Consider the following 21,014-nt stretch of genomic DNA (forward strand, 5'->3'; position numbering starts at 1 on the left):
TTTTTTTCATTACAACGAATTCTAATTTAACCCTAACGAATTCTAATTAACTCAATATTTACCATTATTCTCTAACTACATTTGAGGTATAAAAACAAATAAATTATGTGGTTAGAAAATAGTTATTCAGCAATATTAAATATGTATTTACAAAAATATCATCAATTAAAAATACATATAGGTAAAGATGGCAAAATTACCAAAACAGAAAAAGAAGAAAATGGAAATTGGTTACCTGACAGAAACTTACGGAAAATTTTAAATCAATTACCTAGTAACCTTTCATCAACAAAAAATTTAGTAATAATCTTAAAACAATAAATTATGAAAAAAGTAATCAGAACTATAGGAATGACAATGGGATTGTTATCAATAATTGGACAATTTACAAGCTGCGTTAATACTGAAAAAACAGAAAAAGCAACAAAAAACATAGAAAAAACAGCTGTAAACACAATAAAAAAAGAAACTAATATAGCATATAGAAGTCCTGTTGTATTTATTACTGGATACGATAAAAAAGATGGCAATTTTTATAATGGTGCAAGAACCTTTTTTAAAGATAAAAATTACCAAATTATAGAAAATGCATATTCATTAGAAGAAATTATTGAGTGGTTAAATACAAATGCAACTACCAATCCATACGGAGAAATTCATATTGTAAATAAAACAAATCCATGGTTAGGTATGGATTTAGAAACGGTAGTAAATGGTGAAAAAATCACTACAGAATCATTAAAAGAATGTATAAACAAAGGTAATATACCTACATTAAAAAATGTCATAACTAATGATACTAAAATTATATTTCATGCTAATCAATTAGCAAAAAACACAGCATTAATAAATAACCTAAAAAGTACTTTTATAACAGATAAAACACCACAAATAATAGCATCTCCATATTACAATATTTTTGGAGGTGAATTTACAAACCATTATTTAGCAGAGGCATTTTATGTTTTTTACCCGACAGCAAATTCACCTGGAAAAGTAGATTTATCAAAAGAAATTGCTAGAAAATATCAAAATGAAAAAGAAGTAGAATGGTTTGCTGCTTTAACGAATGAAAAAGAACGTTACATAGGAGAACCATATACGCAACAATATAATGTGCCTATTAAACTTGAAATAGATTATAGTAATTCTGATAATGACATCCCTTCATTTACAATGGAAGAAGAAGTAATGGATTGGATTGCTAGTGATGAAGATTTAACTAAAAAAGTAAACCAATTAAATATTCCTATTGAAAAATTTAGATGGACTTGGAAAGTGAAGAATAGCAAACTTACTTTAAAAGGAATGTCAACAGTATTATGTGTATTAAAACCTATTACAAAACCTTATGGTGATTTAGAACATGTAAAGCCAGATACTGCAAATAAACGTTTATATGCTATGAAATAAAAATTTAACAACCGTTACTATTAGAAATAGAATATTATTTTTAATAGTAACGGTTAAATTAACTAAGTTTGTTACATGAAGTTTTTAAAATACATTATTTATTTTTTCTTTTTATTAAAAGCTACATCATTAATTGCTCAAAATGAAAACTTTAAAAATTACACCTCAGAAGATGGTTTACCTAGTAACTCTATCACCGATATAATACAAGATAATCTTGGCTACATATGGTTTGCTTCTAACAAAGGAATAACTCAATTTGACGGAAATAATTACATTACTTTTTCAAGAAAAGAAGGTTTAAAAACAAATTACATAACTAAACTAGCTACTATTGACAATGGACTTTTAATAGGCTCACCAAAGAGTTTATTTATAAAACAGCTTACTAATTTTCAATCTTTTGAAAGCAAAAAAATTAACTGTATTTCAAAAATTGGAAACCATATTTTTTTAGGAACAAAAAAAGGAATCTATCGGTTACGAGACGATTTTTTATCTCCTCTTCGTACTAATTTCCAAATAGATTTAACTTCAATTAATGACATTCAATTTGATGGAGAATTTTATTGGGTTGCTACTCAAAAAGCATTGTGGAAAATTGACAACTTATTAAAACCTAAGCTTCTTAAAAGAATTGACTTAGCTAATTACACTGCTATTATTATTCATAATAAACAAGTTATTACTAGTACATTTAATAGTGGTATAAAAGTAATTGTAGACGACACTATTAAAACAATACATTCAACTACAAAAAAAATTAAAGGTATAAAGAAGATTAAGAATCAATTTTGGATATATTCAAATAGTAATGGTATTGAAGTTTTAGATTTAAATTTTTCATTTATCAAAAAAATAAACAAATACAACACTCTTAAAACAAATGCCATTACAGCTGTATTTCAAGATAGTCAACATAATATTTGGATTGCAACCAATGATAAAGGAATTTATAAACAAGAGAATAAGGTTCAAGAAAAATCAATGACTCCTTTAATATCCTTTGAAGATATTGAAGTAGTGTATAAAACAATTGATAGCATAAATTTTAATAGCTACAAGGGTATTTTACAAATACCTCCTGGAAAAAACCACCTGGCTTTTACTTATAAATCAATTGATATAAACAATCCTAAAAAAGTACTTTATCGTTATAAATTAAATGGTAATTTTAGTCCATGGTCTAACAATAACTCTGTAAACCTCGCTAACTTAAAATCAGGTAATTATACTTTCTCTGTTCAATCTAAATTAGCTAACAAACAAGAAAGTAAACCTATTCATTTTCAATTTTTTATTGATAAACCTTTTTATAAAAAAAATTTGTTTCAATGGTTAGCAATCTGTTTCTTATTACTACTGGGTGGTTTTATTACATATAAATATATCAAAAAAATAAGAAGAATAAACAAAGAGAACATTAAGAAACTAGAAATAAAAAATCACCTACTTTCTCTTGAGCAGAAAGCTTTGCAACTACAAATGAATCCTCATTTTATTTTTAATGTACTTAACGGGATAAAAGCTTTAGGCAATTCAGGAAAACTTGACGACTTAAATACTACTATTAATAAATTCTCAAACCTACTACGTTCTATATTAAACACTTCAAGAAAAGAAGAAGTTAATTTATCTGACGAGATAGCTACGTTAAAAAACTACATTTCATTAGAGCAACAAATGAGTAGTAATCTCTTTACTTATGATATTCAAACTCAACTTACATATGATGCTGAAGAAGTATTAATACCTCCTATGCTTATTCAACCTTTTATTGAAAACAGTATTAAGCACGGTATAAAAAACATCAATAAAGGTAAGATAACAGTAAAGTTTTATGATATTAAAAATCACTTACATTGTGAAATTATTGATAACGGTGTGGGTGTTCACCAGTCACAAAAGAATAAAAAAACAAATGATCATGCTTCTTTAGCTATTAAAGTTACTAAAGAACGTATTAAAAACTTAACTTCAAATATTTCTATAAAAATTAATGAGGTTATAGAAAATGACACTGTAAAAGGAACTAAAGTTTGGTTTAAAATACCTTTAAAAACTGATTTTTAAAATGAATAAACTCACGGCTATTCTTATTGATGATATATCTTCTGCAATAGAGATGTTACAAAATGATTTAGAAAGAAAACATCCAGAGATAGAAATTATTGGCACAGCAAAAAGTGTAGTTGAAGCATCAAAATTACTCAGAAAAAAACAACCCGATATCTTATTTTTAGATATTATGTTAGGGGATGGTACTGGTTTTGATATTCTAGAAATTCATCCTAATTTATCATCCAAGGTCATATTTGTAACTGCCAGTGATGAATACGCTATAAAAGCCTTTAAATTTGCAGCTATAGATTATGTTTTAAAACCCTATTCAACAGACGACTTAACAAACTCTATAGAAAAAGCAAAACTTCAAATTATTCCAAATAAAGAACAATTAACAGTTTTACAAGAATCGATAACACACCCTAACCAACGTCCAAAAAAGATTTCTTTACATTCATCAGATAAAATTATAGTAGTAAACTTAAATGATATTATACACTGCAAATCAGATAACAATTACACTGAATTTTATATGGCTGATCATCAAAAGATACTGGTGGGTAAAACATTAAAATATTTTTCAGACATTCTTAAAGAATATGATTTTATAAGGGTTCATCAAAGTCACCTTATTAATTTACAATATGTAAAAGAATTTATAAAATCTGATGGAGGGTATATTCTTTTACAAAATAATAAAACTGTACCAGTATCAGTTCGTAAACGAACAGAAGTTATTGAAGCACTTCAGAAACTATAAGTTAATATATATTTTATTAATTATGTTAAATTTTTATTAATTTTTACTTATATTGGTGTTTCAAATACAAGTTTATGGATGTATTAAAACCTCAAAAAGGAAGATTATTAATAGCGGAACCTTCTATCTTAAATGACAATTCTTTTAAAAGAGCTATTATATTACTCACTGAACATTCAGAAGCAAGTTCTGTTGGTTTTATTTTAAACAGACCTTTACATTATACGCTCAGCGATTTAGTTCCTGACATTAATTGTGATTTTACAGTGTACCAAGGTGGACCTGTTGAGCAAGACAATTTATATTTTATTCATAAAGTTCCAGATTTGTTACCCAATAGCGTAGAAGTAACTGATGGTATTTATTGGGGAGGTAATTTTAACTACTTAAAAGAACACCTTAATAACCATAAAATCAAACCTAGTGATATTCGTTTTTTCTTAGGTTATTCTGGTTGGGAACCTACTCAATTAGATGATGAATTAAATACCAATTCTTGGTTCATTTCTAAAAACAAGTATCCCAATATATTAGCTATTAACAACAAGACTATTTGGAAAAATCAACTTCTAAAAAAAGGAGGTGAATATAAAATTTGGGCAAATGCCCCCAGTGATGTTCAACTAAATTAACTCATTGTAAAACTAGCTAGTTTTAAACTGTTTTTTAGCTTTTGTGCCACTAAATCATTAAATATTTTTTTACGATAATTCGTAACAGACGTAATACCTACTATTGCGTTTGTTATAAAAACCTCGTCTGACTTTTGAATTTCAAATGGAGAAATGGTAGTTTCTTCTATAGTAAAATCAGGATGTTTAGTAACTATTTCAATTATTTTTTTTCTAATCACTCCTTTAATGCAACCTTCTGTTAATGCTGGTGTTTTAATAGTATTACCTTTTACAATAAATATATTACCATTCGTAACCTCAACTACGCCTTTACGTTCATTTAATAAGATACAATTATCAAAATCATTTTCTTTTGCAAAAATTGAAGCTAAAGTATTCAACATTCTATTTGTTGTTTTTACTGTAGACAATAACCCTGAATAGTTATAAAAATCTTTATATAAATCAATGGTATAACTATTTTTTTCTTTTAAGCTAATTGGTTTAACATCTATCAAATAATCAACTTCATTCGTTTTTGGAGTATATAATCCTCCATCTTTTCTAAAAACAGTTAATTTAACTCTACTACTAGTGTTTTGAGTCACATTTTCTTTTACTGTTTTTAATATTTGATCCTGTAAGAACTCAAGAGTAAACTCCATAGGAATTTTCATACGTAACATTCTCATTGAAGCCATTAATCGGAAATAGTGATCTTCGAAAAAGATAACTCTATTATTTTCTACCTTTATAGTTTCAAAAACCCCATCTCCATATTTAAACGCTCTGTTTTCAGGAGATATTTGCAATTCTTTAGGCGATACAATTGTTCCGTTAAAGTTTACCATTATACTAATTTTTACAAATGCAAACTTACTAATTTAAGTAAGTTATGTATACAAAAAAACTCGACAAATTGTCGAGTTTTTTTTAAGGCTTTTCTATTAAGCTCCAATAGTGTGTTTTAATTCTTCAATTTGGTTTGTCCACAACATTTTGGCTTCTTCAGCATCGTCTTCGTCATCGGCAAAATCAGTAACAAGTACGGCCACATCTTTAGTAATAGGATCTACCTGTATTTTAAATTCAAAATAACTTTCATCCCCCTCACTTTCTGTCCACTTAAATTTTATGCGTTCGTCAGTTTTACTAGCCATTATTTTAGCCTCTTCCTCAGAGTCATCCCAAATGAAGGTAATTAATTTACCTCTAGAATTCACTCTATCAGCAAACCACTCTTCTAATCCTGCAGGCGTTGCTAAATATTGATATAACATACTTGGAGAAGCATGTATTGGAAACTCTAATTCAAATTTAACTTTACTCATTTATTTTTTTGTTTGTCCGCCAATATATACAAATATTTCTTTTAAAAAAAATTGTTTTTTTTTGTTGTGTGAAACAAAAAAACTTCTATATTTGCACCCGCAATGAGGCGAGGTAGCTCAGTTGGTTAGAGCGCAGGATTCATAACCCTGAGGTCGGCAGTTCAAATCTGCTCTTCGCTACAGATAAAAACCCCTTATAAAATAAGGGGTTTTTCGTTTTTTTACAATCCTGCAAGATTTACATTTTAAACTGCCGTGCCAGTAAACGTGCCAAAAATGTAAAGTAAAAAATGAAAAAAATTATTTCACTTTCAAGTGGCTGTAAAGTCACTTATCCAACTGTAACTCCTAAAAATTGGAAGACTGGTGGTAAAGAACTGCTTTTAAAAGTATGGACCATTAACTATTATTTCACCGACCCCCTACTCCAAAAACAATATCCAAATGGCAAACGCTATCGCATGAAAGGGATGAACGATTTCAAAACTTTAGGCGAACGAAGAGAAGCTACACAAATTTTAATTGATGGCTTAGTAAGTAAATTAGTAAACGAACATTGGAATCCTATTACTAAAAAATATATGGAAGTTAAAAATTCCATAACTCAAAACAGTACATTAATAGATTCTTTAGAGTATTACCTAAAAATTAAAAAAATATCTGATAGCTATAGAACCGACATTACTTCTATGGTGAAATTTTTAAAAGTTTCAATATATGCATTGCAGCTTCAATACAAATCTATAAGTCAAATTGCACGAAAAGATATAAAAGCACTTCTAAGGCATCAGCAAGAAACTAGAAACATATCAAACTATAAGTACAATAAATACAAAGCTCAATTAAGCGCTTTGTTTGGCGACATGATTGAAGATGAAATATTAGAGCATAACCCTACTTATAAAATTAAAAAACTAACTACTGATAAACTACTACGTGAAATTTTAACCGAAGAAGACAGAAAACGAGTGCATTTTCATTTAAAATCTAACTATTATACTTTTTGGCGTTTTATGATGATCTTTTATTCTAGCGGATCAAGGGTTTCTGAAATACTTCAGGTACAAGTAAAAGATGTAAATATAAATAAGCTTGAATTTAAGGTTTTTATTAAAAAAGGACAACAACATAAAGAAGTACTAAAACCCATAAATAAAAACTTTGCACACCTTTGGATAGAGGTTATTAATGAACAAAAAGGAAATTCAACCACCTTAAACCCTAACGATTATTTATTTTCAAAAGGACTATCAAAAGGTAAAAACCCTATTAGGTACGAACAAATTACCAGGCGTTGGAAAACACATGTAAAAAACCAATTGAATATAACTGCCGATTTTTACTCATTAAAGCATTTATATGGTGATAAAATTTCTGAACAACTTGATATTGCTCATGCTCAAAAACTAAACTCTCATACCTCTAGTAAAATGATGAAAGAACATTATGCAGTAAATGAAAAGCAACGTACTATTAATAGATTAAAAAATGTGGACGCTTCTTTTTATGAGACTGAAAAACCTGATTAATTTTTTTTGATAAAAAAAAACAATATCTAAGGGCTTTCCCTTAACCGTACTAGGGATTTGTTTACAGTAAGTAAACGTATTTGTTTACAGTTATTTAGCAATGTTCTTATTACATTTGTAACGAGTTTAAGAAAAAAATTAAGAAAGAATGAAGGTGCATGTAGTTGATAATCACAAAGTAATTTACGAAGGCTTTAAGGCTATGTTAGAGGCAGAAGGAATTACAGTTGACGGATGGAGCAGTGATGGTGTAGAGTTATTAAAGTATCTCAAAAACAATACTGCTGATGTTTTGATTGTTGACTATAGCATGCCCAATATGGATGGTAATGATGTGTTGCAATACTTTTTAGATAATAATATTGAACAAAAAGTTTTAATGTTTTCTGGTTATGTAGATTATGACTTTATTAAAAACTCTATGGCTAAAGGTGCTAGAGGTTATTTATTAAAATCTGATATACTTGAAAATATCGTAAAAGCATTAAAAATGGTAAATGATGGTTTTTTGTATTACTCGCCTGAAGTTAAAAGTATTATTATTGAGCATGAGAGTAAACCTTGTAATGACAAAGAAGGGGTTAATTTAGATGAAATACTTTCAGACACGCAAGTAGCAATTTTAAAGCTAATTTTAGGAGGGTATTCAAATAAAGAAGTTTCTGATTTTATTGGCATTGAAGAAGCTACCGTAAGAGCTCATTTATTTAGAATGAGAGATAAATTAGAAGTAAAAACAAATGTTGGCTTAGTTAAGTTGGCAATTAAAAATGATTTTAACTAATATTAATTAAGTATAAAGTTATAAAATGTAAGCTTTTGTATCTTTGGGTTTTAACTTAAACTCAATGATTATGAAAAAAATATTATTAGCAGTATTCGTAGTAAGCTTAGCATTTGTTTCTTGTACAGATAATACAGAAGAACATGAAGAACTTCTTAACTCAATTCAAAGTATCGATAAAGAAGATACTACCACGAGCGATAGCGATGGTGAAAATGATGGTGACAACGGTATTTAATCCAAAAAATATTATTGTTTACTTTCTGGTTTTATTATGTGCCACATTATTTTATTCACATAAATTTGTCACTCCTTTTAGTGATGGTTATCAAAGTAAATTAGATTCCCATAAATCAATAAAAAAAGAAAGAACAAAAGCTATACTAAACATTATAGAGAGCTCTAAAGGAACAAAGGAATATGAAACATTCATCAATTCAAAAACCTTAACTGATAAAGCTTGGAAGATATTTCTTGAAACTAAAAAAGATGAAAAAGTATTTGGTTTTAAATCGTTGCACTTTTTTTTAGAAAGGTTTGGTTTGACATTCTTAATATTAGTCTACTCTATATTTAATTTAATTCGTTCATTTTATTATGATCGGAAAAATTTTTCTAGCAAGGTATTTCATACGTTCGTATTGTCAGTTGGAATATTTAATCTCTTTTGGATATTTAATACATTTCAAGATTTTAGTAAGTTAACGTATTTATTGCTTACTATTTTTTCAGCTTGTTTTGTTACTATAGGTCTTTACATTTTTACCAAGTATAAACAAAGTTATATTAATAGCTTAAAAGGAGATATTCGAGAAATATCACGCTTTACAGTTTTAAATACTAAACCAGGTAAACAAAAAGATATGTTTAACATGTTTGAAAAGCTAACAAAGTCAAAGTTGTAATAAATAAACATATAAATATAACAAACCCCAAGTGATTACTTGGGGTTTTGTTTATAGTAAATTTAGGGTTTTGTTTATAGTATTTTTGTGTTTTCGTTTAGAGTTCTAAACAATTAGTTTTTTTAGTTTTACTTCACTAGAAAAAAGATAAAAGATGAGTATAAAAAAGATTAGAGAGATTGAACAAGAAATTTATAAAATTGAAGACAATAAAGATTTAAATAATACCGAAAAATTTATCCATCTAATTATTCTTAAAAATGAAATAACACAAATTAAAAAAGAACTTAAAATAAGTACTAAAAGTAATAGCAATAGAGCAAATTGGTATTGTTTAAATTAAAGTTTAAGTAATTGTTTTATAAGTACTGTTTAAGCTTTATATTATTTAAAACTTATTAATAGTTTTATGATTAATTGTGTTTTTAATCTTATTATACTTAAAGGTATTTTTGGAAGTATACTATTAAATATATTGTTTAGTATATGTTAAAGGTATTCTTATAAGTCTTCTTATATAGAATATTATAAAAATAATACGTATATTTGTAGTAGAATTGAAAATGACCGTTTAAAAACGGCCACTTTTCTTTTAATTAAAAAGCTCTATAACAATTGTTATAAATTCTAATAGTAGGCCTATTATTTTTATACAACTATTGAGTTTTTCAATTTTGGTTTTTTTTAAATCCATAATTGAATATTTTTAGTTAAACAATTTCTTATTTAGGAGTCAATTTTTATTATTGATGTCCAAGTAATTTAAAAAAGATGTACTCAGGTCTCCAAACTTAAGCGTATGTCTTTTTTTATTTCTGTTTTTCAAAGATAAAACAAATCATCAGGTTTACTTATATTCTTAACTATTATTATATAGAAAAGTTATAAACAAGAATAAAGCTTGTGTTAGTTAATATCTTTGAAAGTTGATATGTTTTGTGTTTTTAATCAATGACGTTATTACATTGTACTATGAGTAAATTGTTTTTATCGAACACCAAAAACTATCATTTCAACAACACAAATATAGCAATTAACATGCTTGTCCTTTAGGTTTTAAAGGTCATTATTATTCACATAATTATTCACAATAAATTTACGAATTAATAAAAGATCTCGAAAATTCGTTAATTTATTTGTGACAACGACTATTTATAGATGTACTGAAAAATATAAATTACCCTTTTTTAGAGTCTATAGCTTTGTCTAACTTTTGATCAACTATATCAATATATTTTTCTTCAAGTGAAGTAATTTTCTTTAACAACTCAACATCTTCCTTTAATTCTTGAAATTCAAGCAACATACCTTTTATTTCAAAATCTTTTCTTTTAAGATCTAATTCTAATGATGCTAAAGTAGTTTCTGATGAAGTAGTTTCTGGTTTTGTGTCTGACAGTAACATTTCGCCTTTACCTACAAGAAGCCAAGTTGGGTTTATTTCAGGGAAAACTTCTAAGATTTTTATCAAAACATTACTTTTAAGTGCAGATTTTTTTCTTATAGCTGCGCCAATAGAATTAGTTGATACACTTATTTTTTTTTCAAAGGAGTTTATAGATTCCCCGTAATTACTGATTATGTGGGCTATTCTTTCACCAATTTCGTTACTGTTATTCATATCTAATTAAGAATAATATCTTAAATAATTAAGATAAAAGTTTGTAATTAAGAAAAATGTCTTTATGTTTGTAACTCAAACGTAACACAAACATTACACAAATATAGTTAATACTAATAATTGTTAGAGTGTTTACATAATATGATTTCTATGATATCACAAAAACAAAGAAAAGAATTAGCACTAATAAAGCCACCTAAATATCGATTAAAGGTACAAAAGCACCTTCAAGATAAAGGTATAAAGGTGTCAACTTCATTTATTGGTCAGGTGTATTTAGGTACTAGAGATAACCTAGAAGTAGCAAAAGCAATTGCAGTTGTGTTTACTCAGCACCAAAAAGAAACCCTTGAAGAAGCAAAAGTTATTGAGGGCGTATTTAACCAATACCAAAAAGATAAAGACAGTTTAAAAACAAATGTAGTAGATGTTTGTTAATAGTTGATTTTTAGATATACGTTCATTGTTACTGGCGAGTAAGAAAACACGTAATTTTAATTTCATTTTACCGCTCTGATACTAGGGGTTGACGAGCGGTTTTAACAACCATATTATGTCAGCACTAATACAAAACCACAACGAATTATTAGCAATTGTTGAATCTTACCAAGCAGTAAATAAAAACGAAATAAAACAGTATCCGTTTTTAGAAAAAAAATTAAGTAAAGTAATTGCAAAAGGTCAAAAAATTAGAAAATCTGTAGTTGCAGCTACAGATTCCTAATCATTAATAATAATCATTTAATCGTATAAATCCATGATTACTACAGTAAACAAAAGTACCAAAAATGAAGCTCAACAGCAAATAGTTGCTGGGTTTTTACCATCAGATTCTAATATAGAATTTGCAGGTATAAAAAACACTAAAGAGGTAGTGTATATACAAAATGGAAAAACACATCAGTTTTCTGATCTTCCATTAAAATACGTAGCTCAATTAAAAGCAAAATACAACTCTGATAAACCTGCACAAGAGTTTCTAAGTAAAGTTACTTCACTTCCTAGCAAACAACTTGAGTTGTACACCTATTATTTATATGGTGCTATTGATACTACTCCTGATATTTTAGATGGAGTACTTCAAGAGCCTGAAAATTTTAGAGACTCTGACAACTGCCCAAGTATGATTTTTAAGCATAAAGTATTTAAGATTCAAGATTACATTTTAACACCTCGTGAAATTTTAATCACTGATTTTTTTAAAAAAGACTTAACAGATAAAAGAATTGCAGACAGTTTAAATATATCACACTCTTACTTAGACTATTTAAAGCGTGAACTGTTTAAAAAATGTGGCGTAACCAATAAAACTGCTTTTGTATTAAAAGCTCAAAAATATGGTGTAATACAACTTTAAATTATGACTGTAGAAGAACAAATTAAAATAGCCCATGCATTTATTAAAAAGGGTAAAAACCTTGTAATAAAGGGAGAACAAATGTTAAAAAAATTAGTAGATAAATCTTGCAGGATTGTTGAAACACCAGAGCCTTCTTCTACAGAAAAAACTAAAAAAAGTAAACTTTCATTAGAACAAAAACAAAAATTATTAGAAAGGCTTTAAACATGAAACTAAAATCAGATTTTTTTAAAGTAGAACTTAAACGCTATTACAATCAAAGAGAATTCATATTGAAATCTAAAGAAGATTGGTCAAAGGCTTCTTTTAACCTTACTAAAAACTTCTATGATGATAAAATCAAAGAATACCGCAATAAAATATCAAAATCACACCCCGAGTGGTTGTCTGAGTTCGATAAAAGTAGAGCAAATGAAATCACAGTTATTGAAGGAAACGAAATCACCAGAAAAGGCATCAAAGTACTTAGATGAAATTTTGCAATCTAAATCAATTCCTGAAGCCCCAAAACAAATAATGACTGTTGAATTGTATTACCAAAAACACTTAAACAATGATAACCAAACACATTAGGGTAAAAGAGCTTTGTAGCGTGTGCAACCATAAGTTAAAGAATAGCTTTTTAATTATTGAGCTTGAAGATGATTTTACAAATAGTGAGATATCATCTAAAATTCAAGAAACCAATCAAGGTAGTACATGCAAAAAGCATCCTAATGCTAAAACGTTACTTAAATACTCGTATTACCATGAGCAAAAAATATAAAAACACTAATTATTTGAGATATAAATTACATCAAGTTATAAAGTCATATTTCAAGTATTCACCCAGAAACAAAACAGTTTTTATTCCAGTTTTTACAAGGCGGATGATTATCCGCCAAAAGTAAACAAAGCTTTAAAAAAGCTACAAAAATTAAATTACTCAATACAAACAGAAATTGTTTAAAAATGTACACACCAAACACTATTGATAAAGTAAGAGAAGCTGATATTGTAAAAACAATACAAGGGTATGTTCAGTTAAAAAAAGAAGGTGCTAATTATAAAGGCCTCTCCCCTTTTGTTACAGAAAAAACACCCAGTTTTGTTGTTTCTCCTTCAAAGCAAATATTTAAATGTTTTAGTTCTGGTAATGGTGGCGACGGAATTAGTTTTATAAGAAAACAAGAAAGTGTTGAATTTATTGATGCTATTGAAATTATTGCAAAAATTCATCATATAAGTTTAGAAAAACACCAAGAAAGTGAAGTTGCAAAAAGAACCAGGATAGCAAAACAAAGTTTAGAAGAATATAGTTTTTTAGCCAGTTCAGTGTACAAACAAAACTATGTAAAATTACCCGCTAAACATTGGGCAAAAAAACTTATTGCTGAAAGAAAATATTCTGATGAAATTACTATTGATTTTCAAATTGGTTTTGCATCATTAAGTAATGATATTACTAAAAATAGTCAAGAAACCAATAATTTTGAAAACGCTAAAAAGCTTGGTTTGTGTAAGACCAAAGAGGGTAAAACATTTGATATGTTTAAAAAACGTATTATGTTTCCTATACTTAATCACAAAGGTAAAGTTGTTGGCTTTGGTGGAAGAAAATCTAATTTAGATGAAGATGAGAAATTCCCAAAATACTTAAACTCGAAAGAGAGTGATATTTTTAATAAATCAGGAGTTTTATATGGCTTATGGCAAGCAAAACAGGATATAAGTAAAGAAGGGTATGCAATTTTAACCGAAGGTTATACTGATGTTATTGCACTACATCAAGCTAATTGTTCGGTTTCAATTGCAACACTTGGTACTGCTTTAACTGAAGAGCATTTAGTATTACTAAAAAAATACTGTAAGCACTTAGTTTTATTAAGAGACGCTGATAAGGCAGGCTTTGAAGCGACTATAAAAGATATTAAACTAGCAATTGAAGCGGGTTTTACTGTAGATGTTTGTCAGCTTCCTGAAGGAGAAGATCCTGATAGTTTTTCAAGAAAAGATAATGATATAAAAGCGTGGATTCAAGCAACAAAAAAAGATGCTGTTTATTGGTACACTAATTTTTTATTTTCTGATGAAAATACTACTCGTGATAATTATCAACGAGATATTGATAACTTAAACGATGTATTACAGATAAACATTGATTCCTTAAAATCAGATTTAACCGATATATCAAAACTAAAAGAAGCTGATGAGATTACAGTAGCTAAAAAACACAATAACGCCTTATTAAAAGAGATTGAAGTATTAAAAAAAGAACATAAAAAAGAAGAAAAAAACGTTGTAAAATATGATGTTAGAAAACGTTCTATGTCACTTTCTAAAATATGCTTTGTATTATTCAGAATAAAAAAAGAAGCAACTAGAAATGAATATATAAGGCATGTTGCTAAAGTTACAGGGTTTACTCCTTCAGTACTTAAAGTTGAAATTGGTAATTTAGAAAAAGAAGCTACTGATAACAGGCTACAAAAAGATGGGAAATTTAAATCAGCAAAAAAGAATTTACCAAAAGGAGCTGATCAAGAAGAGTACAACCAGTTTGGTTTTGTAACAGTAAATAATAGCTATTATTTCGAGGATCAAAGAGGAAATTTCTTTTGTGGCTCAAACTTTGTTTTTAATCCGTTGTATCACATAATCGGGAGAAAAGAAAACAAACGTGTTGTTGAGTTAATTAACGAAACTTCAAAACGTAGGTTAATTGATTTTGATTCTACCATGCTTGCTAATTTTGGAGAATTTAAAAGAGAGTTGTACAAACTTGGTGGATTTAGATTTAAAGTTGAAAACGGTACCAGAAACGAACATTTTGAAAGATTTGTAGGAAGATATGACCAGGAATTTGAGCCAGCAAAAGAACTACATACGATGGGTTGGAATCCACAAGGGTTTTGGGCTTTTGCAGATGGGATTTATTATAAAAATGAATTTAAAAAAGTAAATAAATACGGTATTGTTTGTCTTGATGGAATTGATAACGATGTAGATGAGTATAACGAGGCTATTGAAAATTATTTTTCCCCTGCTTTTTCAGTGATGCATAGAAAAAATGATGAAGGTGATGACCCTTATGAAAATGACAGGGCTTTTGTATATAAAAAATCTCCTGTAAGCTTGTTGGAATGGCAACAACAAATGTTAGTAGTTTTTAAAGAAAAAGCATTTATTGGAATATCATTTGTGCTGGCCAGTTGTTTTAGAGATATATTTTTAAAACAATACAAATCGTTTCCTCTTTTGGGTTGTTTTGGTGAAAAGGATTCAGGAAAATCTACTTTCGGTCAAATTCTACAAGACTTTTTTTATACCGATTTAAAACCGTTGGATTTATCTCAATCAACCCATGTTGGTTTTAATCGTAGAGTTTCTAGGTGTTATAATACAATAGTTGCCTTGGATGAATACTCAGATAAAAATGTAGATCCTAAAATACAACAGGGAGTAATGGGTGGTTATAATGGTTTAGGGCGTGAAAAAGGAATGAATACTTCTGATAAACGAACTACTAACGACCGTATTAATTCTGCTTTAGTGTATATGGGGCAATGGTTGCCATCAATTTTTGACAATGCATTATCTACCAGAACCATTGCAATGATGTTTCCAAGTAACAAATTTACTGCAGCACAAAAAGAACAATTTAATAAATTGGTTGATTGGATGAATGCAGGAGTTTCATCACTTGTTTTAGAAATAATAGAACATCGTACGTATTTTGAAAACCAATTACCGATTGTATATGCTGAAGTTACAAGAGAATTAAAAGATGAGCTAAAAGAACAAGATTATCAAGAACGAATTTTAGAAGGTATTATAAAGTTAATTACTACTGTTGAAATTTTAAAAGATAAAATTGATATTGGTTTTGATTTTAAAGAGTTTAGAGAGATTTGTGTAAAAACAATAATTGAAAACTCTGAGCAAATTACTGATAGTAATGGAGTTTCTGAATTCTGGAAAATATTACAATGGCTTTTTGAACATGGTAGAATTCAAGAATTAGTTCATTTCAAAATAGAACAAACACCTCATATAACTTGTAAAAAAAACGAGCTCGATTATCAGAATACCAAAGGGGATAAAATTTTATACTTACGTTTAAGTAGTGTTCATCAAGACTATGTTAAAGAAGCTTCATTAAGAGACGGTATTGATGTAATTGGAGAAACTACAATACGAAACTACTTTAAAAGTAGATCTTACTTTATAGGGAAGAAAAAAGATAAAAAATTTAAGAATGGTAACGGTCATATTAACAGCAGTTGTTTTGTTTTTAATTATACCCGTATGGAAGAAAACAATGTAGTGACATTGGTACGAGAAGAATCCCCACAACAATCAATATTATGATAAATGAAAACAGCAATTATATCAAAAAAATTACTTGATATATGTTTAGTACATATTCACTTATTAAAAAAAGACTTATGGATAACCGCCATGTATAGAGGTGCAACATTTATAGGTTTGCTTTACAATACAAATGAAATTACTCCAGACAATGTAAAAGAGATCTTATGTCAAGTAATCCCAAAAAATATTAATGATATAGATATATATCAAAATATGAACAATAATAAAGTAACATATTTAAACGATGGAGAGCTTGGAAACTACTATTACATTTCTGACGAAGAGTATTTTAAATCTCATGTAATTAGCTGATTAAAACAAAAATCAACAAAACTATTTCAAAAAACAAAAAACTAGACCAGGACTTAAATGATATATAAATTATGAATACAAAAAATAAAGAAATTGAAAGAATTTGGGAAGAAATAAAAGAAGATAACTCGATAACAATTGATGAATATCAGTTAGCAGCCATATTTGAAAGAGGCTATCAATATCACAAAAATACTATTGGTGATGATGATTTAAACAAACTAAAAAGAAATAAAATTATATCTAAAGAAATAGATAGATGTTTGGAAGATTTAGTATTAGACTTTTGGGCGTGTGGAATAAATTTTTCAACTGATGTATTTAAATTAAGTGATGGAAGATCAGCACAAATTAAAATTGAAGTAACAGTAGATGTTGATGATTTTGAAGAGGGAGATAAAGCATTTAACCTGTAGGATTATGGATGTACTATTTGAAATTGGAAACGATTGTTGTTGTTTGAGAATAACAAAAACAGATAAAGAACTTAGTGTTATTTGTGGAGCTCAAACTTTAGGTTGGGGAGAACCAGGTATGTCAACATTAGAAGAAACTTTGAAAGACCAGGAACAAAAAATATCTAGGGCATTGAAAAACCTTGATAACACAAATAGAGCATCAAAAAAAGGATTAGAATTTCTTTTGACTGAATTAAACAAGGATAAACAAACAATATTAAATCTGTAATAATAAAGACTGCCAAAATCAGCAGTCTTTATCCCCCTTAAAATCCCCAAGAATTTACGTGATGCTATTCTTAGGATTTTAATAGACGTAAATAAGTAAATAACCTTACAAAGAAAAGACCAGATTAAATGAAAGATAATATAAGAATTACAATAACAGTAGTAAAACAACTTTAAAACATTAATCGGCTATTTGGCCATAAATCAAAAATTATGCAAGAATTACAAACAATAAGATTTAACGAACAAAAGGATGAAATCTTTAAACCAACAGCAACAAGTCAAACGTTACAATTTGAAAAAGGGATTGTAAAGTCGGCCAAGATTAATACTTATTCTAAAATTTCTACAAATCAAATTAAAGCTTTAATGAGTATGGCCGATAGTTGGGATTTTGACAACATCGAAATATCACGTTCTGGAGCAGGATTAAAAATTGAGTTTTTAGATTATAATGCAAAGAAGGCCGAATCAAGAGCGGTTTACAATTAATCTGTAGGTTCTCCGATACCTAAAAAACGGAAAAGTTCTTTGACATAATTGTGGTAAGTAAAATTTGAGGATAACAACAATCTTTTGATTTGTATAAAAAAGGAATAAAAGGTTGTTGTTGTCTTTAAATAATTAATTGTAAAAGTTATATTTGTGAAAAAAAGCACCTTAACAAATAAAGATAAAGAGGAACAAAAGTTCCTTTTATCCGGAAGAATAATCGGATAAACGAGAACTTTATTCTTTATATAAGGAGTTACCAAACATACGAATGAACATCTTCGGATTTAAGAAAAAACAGGAATATTCAGCAAAGGAAATACTTAAGCAACTTGACAAATGTGCTGAGGATTTTACCTTTCCAAGGTTGGACAATGGCTACGTTTATCCGATTCACTCAAAAATGAGTGCTTACCGAGATGAAAAACAATGGGCTTTAATCATTGAAGTAATCGGATTTAATTATCGTGGTGGAGGACACGACGGAATTTCCAATTGCTTACACATTTTTGGTAACTGCATAGACACAAAGCCTGGAACTGACAACGCAAACTTTTTATACATAACAGATAATAGTGCGGACAATTCGACTTTTGACGAAGAATATTTGGAAAGTCTAAACCCAAAAGCAAAAACAATGCTTTTACGTGGAAAAGAATTGAGTATTAATCACAACAGAGAATTTTATCTGAATAAAGGAATTGAACTCGAAGAGGAAGACAAAATTTTCGTTTGGGAATTTATGAGAGGTTTAGAGCCTGAATACAACAATGAATTAGAGGCGACCGAAAAGGAAATAAGGGAACGAATTCCACCGGATTTACCAAAAATTATGGAGCTGACTGAATGGCATCATCCAGATTGTGCTGATTCGGAACTTCCAAGTAAAAATGAAACTTTTAAACAGATAGCCAAAGTATTGGAAACTGGAAAAGCGGAATTCTACAAATCAACTAATGAACCAAATAATCATTGGAAAAACTGGCCAGATGGAGGAACACTATAAAAAAATACGTTTGGTAACAATGTATAACCGCAATTACGGCGGATTCGACTAAGTCCGAATCCACTCGGAATTGTAAAAGTCAGTGCTTAACCGAAAAGTGTGCGTATATTAACCCGTAACTGACGGTTATACGAGACCGTTAGCTATAAATTAAAAGAATGAATGAAACATTTTCCATATTAATGATGTCTTCATGGATTTTGGGATTGATATTAATAATTATTTCAAATCCAACTTTGATTATATCTAAAATAAAAACCTCAGAAATAATTTGTGACAAACCTCATTATGGTTTCAAACATATTAGAAAAGCTATTTCTTTAACCTCAGACAAAAAAATTATTGAAAGGTTAAATAGAAAAATACGAATAAGGAAAATAGGTTTTTCATTTTTAATACTTACTCCAATTTTCTTTATCCTTGGGGGAATATTTGGACAACGATAAAAATTGAGATGAAATTACACAGGGTTCAATAAGATTTTATGAGAAAGTTAAGATAAATTATTCTAAAACAAAATATGGAATTTTACATTATTTAGACTTCTTGAAATGTGTGATTTTTCCTATTACAATTAAACATATCATAAGAGAAAAAAATCTATAGCTAACAAAATGTATAATAAATTGCGGACTATAGGTGACTTTAGAAAGTATTCGCTGAAACTGAACATCAATAATTTTTAGTTACATTTGGAAAAAAATCGCAACTAATCATACACAAAACGTTATGAACAAGAATTTCGTTAATTATAAAACCCTCCGAAATTGAATAAAAGAATAAAACATTATTAATTATGAAAACATCTATTAAATTAATTTATACAATTTTATCACTTCTATTACTAACGATTAGTTGCAAAGAAAATAATTCAAATACAAAAGACTATGAAATTGGCTTTTTTGATGAAAGATCAATGTCATTTAAGGTATTAGATATAGAAAGAAATACAATAAAAGAAATCGTTAAGATAGAAGATGAAAATAGTGGTTGGAATCGAAAAATATCATGGTCTCCGAATGGTGAAGAGTTCGGTTTTACTGGTATTGTAAAAGGGATTCCAGGTACACATATTTACACTATTGATAAAGGAACAACAAGAACTGTAATGGAAACAAATAACTATGATATTAAAAATAAAGAAAAAGAATTACAGTTTTGGCATCCTGATGGATATTTGATACATCATTTTAAGTGGCATTCTAAAGGAGACGCAGGGATTTATTCTGTATCTTTAGACGGGAAAATAAAAGACATAACTAGAAATGAAGGAAAATATTGGGACTATTTTCCAAATCTTTATCCTGATGGTAGAATTGGTTATTTTTCAATAAATAAAACGGAGAAGAGTCCTGTTAATAAATATTATGAGATAAATCTAGATGGTGCTGTAAAGAAAGAAATCGGGCAAATTGAAAAAATGGATACTCCTCTTTTTTCATCCACGATTTCTAAAGACTTAAAATCTATGTTTATAGGCGAAGAAGGAGAAATATATCAATACATATTTCACACTAAAGAACTCAAAAACTTAACGAATACACCTAATATATATGAACTTGGTGTATCTCTTTCTAATGATGGAAACTCAATTATCTATAGTAGATCAGAAACCCCAAATAGAGACCCTATGAAATCTGACAACCCTACAATGAATATATATAGAATGAGTTTAAAATCTTTAGATGTTGAGCAAATTACATTTGGAGATAATTATTTTACCTTTCCGTCTTTCAGACCTGTTCATAACAAAACCTAAACTGCATTAAAACGCAGCTTAGCCA

27 protein-coding genes and 1 tRNA gene are annotated in these 21,014 nt (G+C 28.3%); 25 read left to right on the plus strand and 3 right to left on the minus strand.

Annotated elements, in window-relative coordinates:
- Positions 1–105: 105 nt before the first annotated feature.
- From ACMFBB_RS05095 to ACMFBB_RS05115, 5 genes are all read left to right on the plus strand, one after another.
- Positions 106–321 carry a hypothetical protein gene (locus ACMFBB_RS05095; RefSeq protein WP_435263382.1) on the plus strand — a complete coding sequence of 72 codons (216 nt, stop codon included), beginning with the start codon at positions 106–108 and terminating at the stop codon, positions 319–321.
- Positions 322–324: 3 nt separating this feature from the next.
- The gene (locus tag ACMFBB_RS05100; RefSeq protein ID WP_435263383.1) at positions 325–1,413 is read left to right on the plus strand and encodes a hypothetical protein; all 1,089 of its coding nucleotides are present in this window, start codon (positions 325–327) and stop codon (positions 1,411–1,413) included.
- A 75-nt stretch (positions 1,414–1,488) separates the two neighbouring features.
- Positions 1,489–3,486 carry a histidine kinase gene (locus ACMFBB_RS05105; protein WP_435263384.1) on the plus strand — a complete coding sequence of 666 codons (1,998 nt, stop codon included), beginning with the start codon at positions 1,489–1,491 and terminating at the stop codon, positions 3,484–3,486.
- 1 nt (position 3,487) lies between these two features.
- Positions 3,488–4,237 carry a LytR/AlgR family response regulator transcription factor gene (locus ACMFBB_RS05110; RefSeq protein WP_435263385.1) on the plus strand — a complete coding sequence of 250 codons (750 nt, stop codon included), beginning with the start codon at positions 3,488–3,490 and terminating at the stop codon, positions 4,235–4,237.
- A gap of 74 nt (positions 4,238–4,311) precedes the next feature.
- Positions 4,312–4,869: a YqgE/AlgH family protein gene (locus tag ACMFBB_RS05115; RefSeq protein ID WP_435263386.1), complete on the plus strand. Its 558-nt coding sequence runs from the start codon at positions 4,312–4,314 to the stop codon at positions 4,867–4,869.
- On the opposite strand, the gene ACMFBB_RS05120 is transcribed toward ACMFBB_RS05115, so the two are convergent.
- Both ACMFBB_RS05120 and ACMFBB_RS05125 read right to left on the minus strand, forming a co-directional pair.
- On the minus strand, positions 4,866–5,702 hold the full coding sequence (locus ACMFBB_RS05120; protein WP_435263387.1) for an aminotransferase class IV: 837 nt from the start codon (positions 5,700–5,702) through the stop codon (positions 4,866–4,868). The two genes, ACMFBB_RS05115 and ACMFBB_RS05120, sit on opposite strands and share 4 nt — an antisense overlap.
- Before the next feature lie 96 nt (positions 5,703–5,798).
- Positions 5,799–6,182: an START-like domain-containing protein gene (locus ACMFBB_RS05125; protein WP_093871886.1), complete on the minus strand. Its 384-nt coding sequence runs from the start codon at positions 6,180–6,182 to the stop codon at positions 5,799–5,801.
- 106 nt (positions 6,183–6,288) lie between these two features.
- On the opposite strand from ACMFBB_RS05125, the gene ACMFBB_RS05130 reads away from it, so the two are divergent.
- From ACMFBB_RS05130 to ACMFBB_RS05155, 6 genes are all read left to right on the plus strand, one after another.
- Positions 6,289–6,362, plus strand: a tRNA-Met gene (locus ACMFBB_RS05130).
- A gap of 110 nt (positions 6,363–6,472) precedes the next feature.
- Positions 6,473–7,711 (plus strand): tyrosine-type recombinase/integrase, encoded by a 1,239-nt coding sequence (locus ACMFBB_RS05135; RefSeq protein WP_435263388.1) that lies wholly within the window; start codon positions 6,473–6,475, stop codon positions 7,709–7,711.
- 148 nt (positions 7,712–7,859) lie between these two features.
- Positions 7,860–8,495: a response regulator transcription factor gene (locus ACMFBB_RS05140; protein ID WP_435263389.1), complete on the plus strand. Its 636-nt coding sequence runs from the start codon at positions 7,860–7,862 to the stop codon at positions 8,493–8,495.
- Positions 8,496–8,538: 43 nt separating this feature from the next.
- A complete protein-coding gene (locus ACMFBB_RS05145; RefSeq protein WP_435263390.1) occupies positions 8,539–8,733 on the plus strand; it encodes a hypothetical protein in 195 nt (64 codons plus the stop codon).
- Positions 8,711–9,400: a hypothetical protein gene (locus tag ACMFBB_RS05150; RefSeq protein ID WP_435263391.1), complete on the plus strand. Its 690-nt coding sequence runs from the start codon at positions 8,711–8,713 to the stop codon at positions 9,398–9,400. The genes ACMFBB_RS05145 and ACMFBB_RS05150 overlap by 23 nt, the downstream gene beginning before the upstream one ends.
- A 154-nt stretch (positions 9,401–9,554) precedes the next feature.
- Positions 9,555–9,743 (plus strand): hypothetical protein, encoded by a 189-nt coding sequence (locus ACMFBB_RS05155; protein WP_435263392.1) that lies wholly within the window; start codon positions 9,555–9,557, stop codon positions 9,741–9,743.
- Between the two features lie 834 nt (positions 9,744–10,577).
- Here the strand turns inward: ACMFBB_RS05155 and ACMFBB_RS05160 are convergent.
- A complete protein-coding gene (locus ACMFBB_RS05160; protein ID WP_435263393.1) occupies positions 10,578–11,021 on the minus strand; it encodes a hypothetical protein in 444 nt (147 codons plus the stop codon).
- Between the two features lie 150 nt (positions 11,022–11,171).
- On the opposite strand from ACMFBB_RS05160, the gene ACMFBB_RS05165 reads away from it, so the two are divergent.
- From ACMFBB_RS05165 to ACMFBB_RS05230, 14 genes are all read left to right on the plus strand, one after another.
- Entirely contained in the window at positions 11,172–11,459 is a 288-nt protein-coding gene (locus ACMFBB_RS05165; protein ID WP_435263394.1) for a hypothetical protein, read from the plus strand.
- A gap of 115 nt (positions 11,460–11,574) precedes the next feature.
- Positions 11,575–11,745: a hypothetical protein gene (locus ACMFBB_RS05170; RefSeq protein ID WP_435263395.1), complete on the plus strand. Its 171-nt coding sequence runs from the start codon at positions 11,575–11,577 to the stop codon at positions 11,743–11,745.
- 33 nt (positions 11,746–11,778) lie between these two features.
- Entirely contained in the window at positions 11,779–12,378 is a 600-nt protein-coding gene (locus tag ACMFBB_RS05175) for a helix-turn-helix transcriptional regulator (RefSeq protein WP_435263396.1), read from the plus strand.
- A gap of 3 nt (positions 12,379–12,381) precedes the next feature.
- On the plus strand, positions 12,382–12,585 hold the full coding sequence (locus ACMFBB_RS05180) for a hypothetical protein (protein ID WP_435263397.1): 204 nt from the start codon (positions 12,382–12,384) through the stop codon (positions 12,583–12,585).
- A gap of 2 nt (positions 12,586–12,587) precedes the next feature.
- Positions 12,588–12,854: a hypothetical protein gene (locus ACMFBB_RS05185; protein ID WP_435263398.1), complete on the plus strand. Its 267-nt coding sequence runs from the start codon at positions 12,588–12,590 to the stop codon at positions 12,852–12,854.
- 80 nt (positions 12,855–12,934) lie between these two features.
- Positions 12,935–13,147 (plus strand): hypothetical protein, encoded by a 213-nt coding sequence (locus ACMFBB_RS05190; RefSeq protein ID WP_435263399.1) that lies wholly within the window; start codon positions 12,935–12,937, stop codon positions 13,145–13,147.
- Between the two features lie 185 nt (positions 13,148–13,332).
- Positions 13,333–16,731, plus strand: a complete 3,399-nt coding sequence (gene dnaG / locus ACMFBB_RS05195) for a DNA primase (RefSeq protein WP_435263400.1) — start codon at positions 13,333–13,335, stop codon at positions 16,729–16,731.
- Between the two features lie 3 nt (positions 16,732–16,734).
- Positions 16,735–17,046: a hypothetical protein gene (locus ACMFBB_RS05200; protein ID WP_435263401.1), complete on the plus strand. Its 312-nt coding sequence runs from the start codon at positions 16,735–16,737 to the stop codon at positions 17,044–17,046.
- Positions 17,047–17,117: 71 nt separating this feature from the next.
- Positions 17,118–17,462: a hypothetical protein gene (locus ACMFBB_RS05205; protein ID WP_435263402.1), complete on the plus strand. Its 345-nt coding sequence runs from the start codon at positions 17,118–17,120 to the stop codon at positions 17,460–17,462.
- 4 nt (positions 17,463–17,466) lie between these two features.
- Positions 17,467–17,733 (plus strand): hypothetical protein, encoded by a 267-nt coding sequence (locus tag ACMFBB_RS05210; protein WP_435263403.1) that lies wholly within the window; start codon positions 17,467–17,469, stop codon positions 17,731–17,733.
- A gap of 212 nt (positions 17,734–17,945) precedes the next feature.
- Positions 17,946–18,224, plus strand: coding sequence for a hypothetical protein (locus tag ACMFBB_RS05215; protein ID WP_435263404.1), 279 nt, complete (start codon positions 17,946–17,948; stop codon positions 18,222–18,224).
- A 271-nt stretch (positions 18,225–18,495) separates the two neighbouring features.
- Entirely contained in the window at positions 18,496–19,230 is a 735-nt protein-coding gene (locus ACMFBB_RS05220) for a DUF7003 family protein (RefSeq protein WP_435263405.1), read from the plus strand.
- 158 nt (positions 19,231–19,388) lie between these two features.
- A complete protein-coding gene (locus ACMFBB_RS05225) occupies positions 19,389–19,676 on the plus strand; it encodes a hypothetical protein (RefSeq protein ID WP_435263043.1) in 288 nt (95 codons plus the stop codon).
- Positions 19,677–20,026: 350 nt separating this feature from the next.
- A complete protein-coding gene (locus tag ACMFBB_RS05230; protein WP_435263406.1) occupies positions 20,027–20,989 on the plus strand; it encodes a TolB family protein in 963 nt (320 codons plus the stop codon).
- Positions 20,990–21,014 lie beyond the last annotated feature (25 nt).

It is taken from the genome of Tenacibaculum sp. nBUS_03 (genome assembly GCF_051201695.1).
GTDB lineage: Bacteria > Bacteroidota > Bacteroidia > Flavobacteriales > Flavobacteriaceae > Polaribacter.